The sequence below is a fragment of the Kitasatospora sp. NPDC007106 genome, assembly GCF_040634455.1.
Lineage (GTDB): Bacteria > Actinomycetota > Actinomycetes > Streptomycetales > Streptomycetaceae > Kitasatospora > Kitasatospora arboriphila.
In genome coordinates this window covers 1-3,746 of sequence record NZ_JBEYFP010000597.1, presented here as the reverse complement: position 1 = coordinate 3,746, position 3,746 = coordinate 1, and the positions used below count along the sequence as shown (strand labels likewise).

The 3,746-nt window shown below is 75.1% G+C and carries 3 protein-coding genes and 1 pseudogene; all 4 read left to right on the top strand.

Annotation, left to right across the window (positions count from 1 at the left end; translation table 11 throughout):
* Positions 1-283: pseudogene (locus tag ABZ641_RS29110) on the top strand (hypothetical protein); the annotation flags it as partial.
* Between the two features lie 45 nt (positions 284-328).
* Positions 329-649, top strand: coding sequence for a hypothetical protein (locus ABZ641_RS29105; protein WP_359986498.1), 321 nt, complete (start codon positions 329-331; stop codon positions 647-649).
* 7 nt (positions 650-656) lie between these two features.
* On the top strand, positions 657-2,276 hold the full coding sequence (locus tag ABZ641_RS29100) for a glycerophosphodiester phosphodiesterase family protein (RefSeq protein WP_359986495.1): 1,620 nt from the start codon (positions 657-659) through the stop codon (positions 2,274-2,276).
* Positions 2,277-2,420: 144 nt separating this feature from the next.
* Positions 2,421-3,746: AAA family ATPase (locus ABZ641_RS29095; RefSeq protein ID WP_359986492.1), on the top strand; the 1,326-nt coding region annotated here is incomplete at its 3' end.

The following is a 3,746-nucleotide window of genomic DNA, read 5'->3' as shown; positions in this document are numbered from 1 at the left end:
CCTGCACGAGGCCCGCTCCGGCCGGCTGGGCCACGACGAACGCATCGGGCACCTGACGCGCCCCCGCGGCTCGTGCGCCTTCTGCCCCCTGCTCGACATCGGCCCGTGCCCGTACGCCGACGTGCTCACGCCGCTGCCGGGAGGCGGCCCCGCCCTGCTCGCCGACGGACCGGCACCCGCCGGGGCGGAGAAACGCACCCAGCTGCGACTGCTCGACGGCATCACCGAACGGGCCGCACCCGTTGCCGAGGTCTGGGCGCACACCGACGACCGGGAGGACTGACGCCGCGACACCCCACCGGCGCCCTCCTCCGAAAGCGAGACCACGATGTCCGGCGGAGCCGACCCCGAGGGGACACCCGACAGGCAGTACCGCATCGCCGTCCACTTCGACACCGGCCGAGAGGCCGAGCGCATCGGGACGATCCCCGGGAGCGGGGCGCACCGCTACCGGGGGGTCGTCCTCACCGAGACCCCCGGGGCGCAACCCACCGGTCTCCCGTCCGACCGCGCCGACACGGTCGAAGCCGTCCGGATCGGCAACCCGGCACCCGACACCTGCACGACCAAGGTGCTCGCGCAGAACACGCCCTTCCCCCGCAGGGGTACGCGGTGTGCGCCGCCGGCCCGACCAGCGAAGAGGAGTTGACGACACCATGAGGATCGCCGCGATCGGCGGCAACGCCCTGCACGCCCCGCCCCACACCCGCACCGCGCTGACGTCCGCCTACGTCCAGGGTGCCGACGTCCTCGTCTTCGACGTCGCCGTGACCGCCGACGGACGCGTCGTCCCCGGCTCCGACCGGGGCCTGCCCCGCCAGGCCGACTCGACGGCCTCCGTCGGCGAACTCACCCTCACCCGGCTCCGCGCGCTCGACCTGGGCGCGACCTTCAAGCCGCGCGGCTCCCCGGACTTCCACTACCGGCCCCCGGGCCACGCGCCCGTCCGCATCGAAGCGCTCGACGACCTCCTCGACGCCCTGCCCGACGAAGTCACCTACGTGGTGCGGGTGAGCACCGGCGGCGCGGACACCGTCGCCGCCGTGGTGGAGATCTTCACCCGCCGCACCGCCACCACCCGCCTCGTTGTCGCCGCCTCCGACCCCGAACTGCTGCGCCACGCCCGCAAGCTCGACGCCCGCGTGGGCACCGCGCTGACCGGACCCGCGCTGGACGGCCCCGCCGTCAGCCCCGACCCGGGCCTGCTCGGCACGGTCCTCCAGGACGGGGCCCTCGACCTGGTCCTGGCCGGCCTCGACGACCTGATCGGCCCCGACGGCCGGCCCACCGGCCTCGCCCTCCGGCTCGACGCGGCCGAACGCTCGGGAGACGTACGGCTCGGCGTGCTCGTCCTGCCCCGTACCGAGCCGGGCCCCGACGACCACGCGCTCGCCGCCGCGCAGCCGTACGCGTGGGCCGTCGGGACCGACTCCACCTTCGACACCGCCCGAGCCCTCCGCCCCGGCACCCGCCGGCTCGACGAGACGTTCGCCGGGACCCACACCGACACCAGCCGCTTCGCACTCGGCTACGCCAAGGCCAATCCCCACTGCCACGTCTTCCAGGACGACGGCATCCACGTCCGCATCACCCCGTACCCGGGCGACCCGCAGCCGCCCCTGCCCGCCGACCCGGTCGAGCGCCGCCTCGCCGAGCTGGAGGAGCGCACCTGGTACGCCCTCGGCGACTGGCCGTTCTACAGCGGCGGCGGCTTCGGCGTGATCCACGGTCTGCGCGGGGACTTCGCCGCCGAGGTGCGGATCGACTCGGCCGTGGCGGCCCAGGCCACCATGTGCGAGATGGCGGTGGTCAACGCCGACCCCGGCACGCACCACCCGCCGTACGACGAGGACGGCTCGCCGCGGTTCCCGCGTTCCTTCCGCGACAAGGACGCCTTCTACGACCCCCACGGCGCCCCGCCGTTCGTCGGCGCCGAACACGACGAGGACGACGGCTACCGGATCAACTGGAACCTGGGCACGCTGTACGACACCAACCAGTACGGGCCGCCCGTCGGCGACGGCCGTGTGCTCGCGGCCCGGCTGCGGCTGGAGCGGCGCGGCGCCTACTTCGCCGCGTACACCCGCAACGACGTCGACGCCCACGACTGGGTGTGCGTCGGAACGGTGCGCAACGACTCGATGAACGAGACCGTGCACCTGCGGTGCTCCGGGAAGCGGTGGCGCCAGGAGGACCCGGCCGATCCGACGCGCTACATGCCGATACCCGCCAACGAGTTCGTCTTCCGGGACCTGCGGATCACCTGCTACTTCTGAGCGCGCCGCAGGCCGGTTCCCGAGCGGGTGGAACCGGCGCAGCCGGCGGATGCCACCCGTCCGGCCGATGCACCGGGCCGTACACCCGTCGATCATGGATGGCATCGTCCGCGCGCAGTCGCACGCGTCCTCGGAGGAGCAGCCATGCCAGCGCCCGACGCAGCACCGGAGCAGCCGACGCCGGAGGACGCACCCGGCCGGGCACCGGCCGACACGGGCGATCCCTCCCCTCCGGACGTCCGCCCGCTCATCGGCCGCGACGAACCGCTGCGTGTGCTGGCCCGCGCCGTCGAGGCCACCACCCGGGGCGTCCCCGGGTTCGTCGAGATCCTCGGCGAACCCGGCATCGGCAAGACCCGGCTGCTCGGCGAACTCGAGACCTCGGCCCGGGCCCGCGGCCTCGCGGTGCTCTCCGGCCGGGCCGCCGAGTTCCAGCACGAGGTACCGCTCGCGGTCGTGGTGGACGCCCTCGACGACCACCTGCGGACCCACGCGACCCGGCTGCGCGGCAAGCTTCCCGGACCGGTCCTCGACCGGCTCGCCGCGATCTTCCCCGCCCTCGAAGCCACCGCCCGCGCGGTGCCGGGGGTGGACCCGGTGGCCGCCGACCGGTACCGGGGATTCAGTGCCGTACGAGACCTGCTCGACGTGCTGGCCGCACCGTCCGGGCTGCTCGTCGTCCTCGACGACGTGCACTGGGCCGACGAGGCGTCGGTCGAACTCGTCGACCACCTGCTGCGCCACCCGCCGTGCGGACGCGTCCTGATCGCCATGGCCTACCGCACCGCACAGGTCCCGCCCCGGCTCGCGGCCGCGCTCCAGCACGCCGGCACCTCGCGCACGTCGGGCCCGGGCACCGGCCGGGGCCCCGTACGCCTCCACCGGATCGCCGTCCGGCCCTTCGACGCCCGCGAGGTCGAGGAGTTCCTGACCGTCCTCGCACCGGGCGTCTCCGGCGATCGGACCGCGACGGCCGAGGCGGGTGTCGTCGGCGTCTTCGGCGGGGGCGACGTCCGGGGGCCGTTGCCGTGTCCGGCGCGGTCCCGCAGGCTTCACGCCGCCAGTCGGGGCAACCCCTTCTACCTGGAAGCCCTCGTCCGCGGCGGCCCCGGGACCGGCGGCTCCGACCCCGATCCCGACCCCGACCCTGATTCCGACCCCGACCCCGAGCACTCCGGCCCGCCTGCCGTGCCCTCGCCCGTTCGGATGGCTCTCGCGGCCGAACTCGACGCCCTGCCCGCCGACGCCCTGCTCGTCGCCCGCGCGGCGGCCGTCGTCGGCGACGATTTCGACCCCGGCCAGGTCGCCGTCGCCGCGCGCATCTCCCGCGTCCGCACCCTCGACGCCCTGGACGAGCTCGCCGCGCGCGACGTGGTCCGCGCGGCTGCCGGAACGGGCCGGTTCGGTTTCCGGCACCCCCTGGTCCGGCACGTCGCCTACTCCTGCGCCCCGGCCGGCTGGCGGATCGAG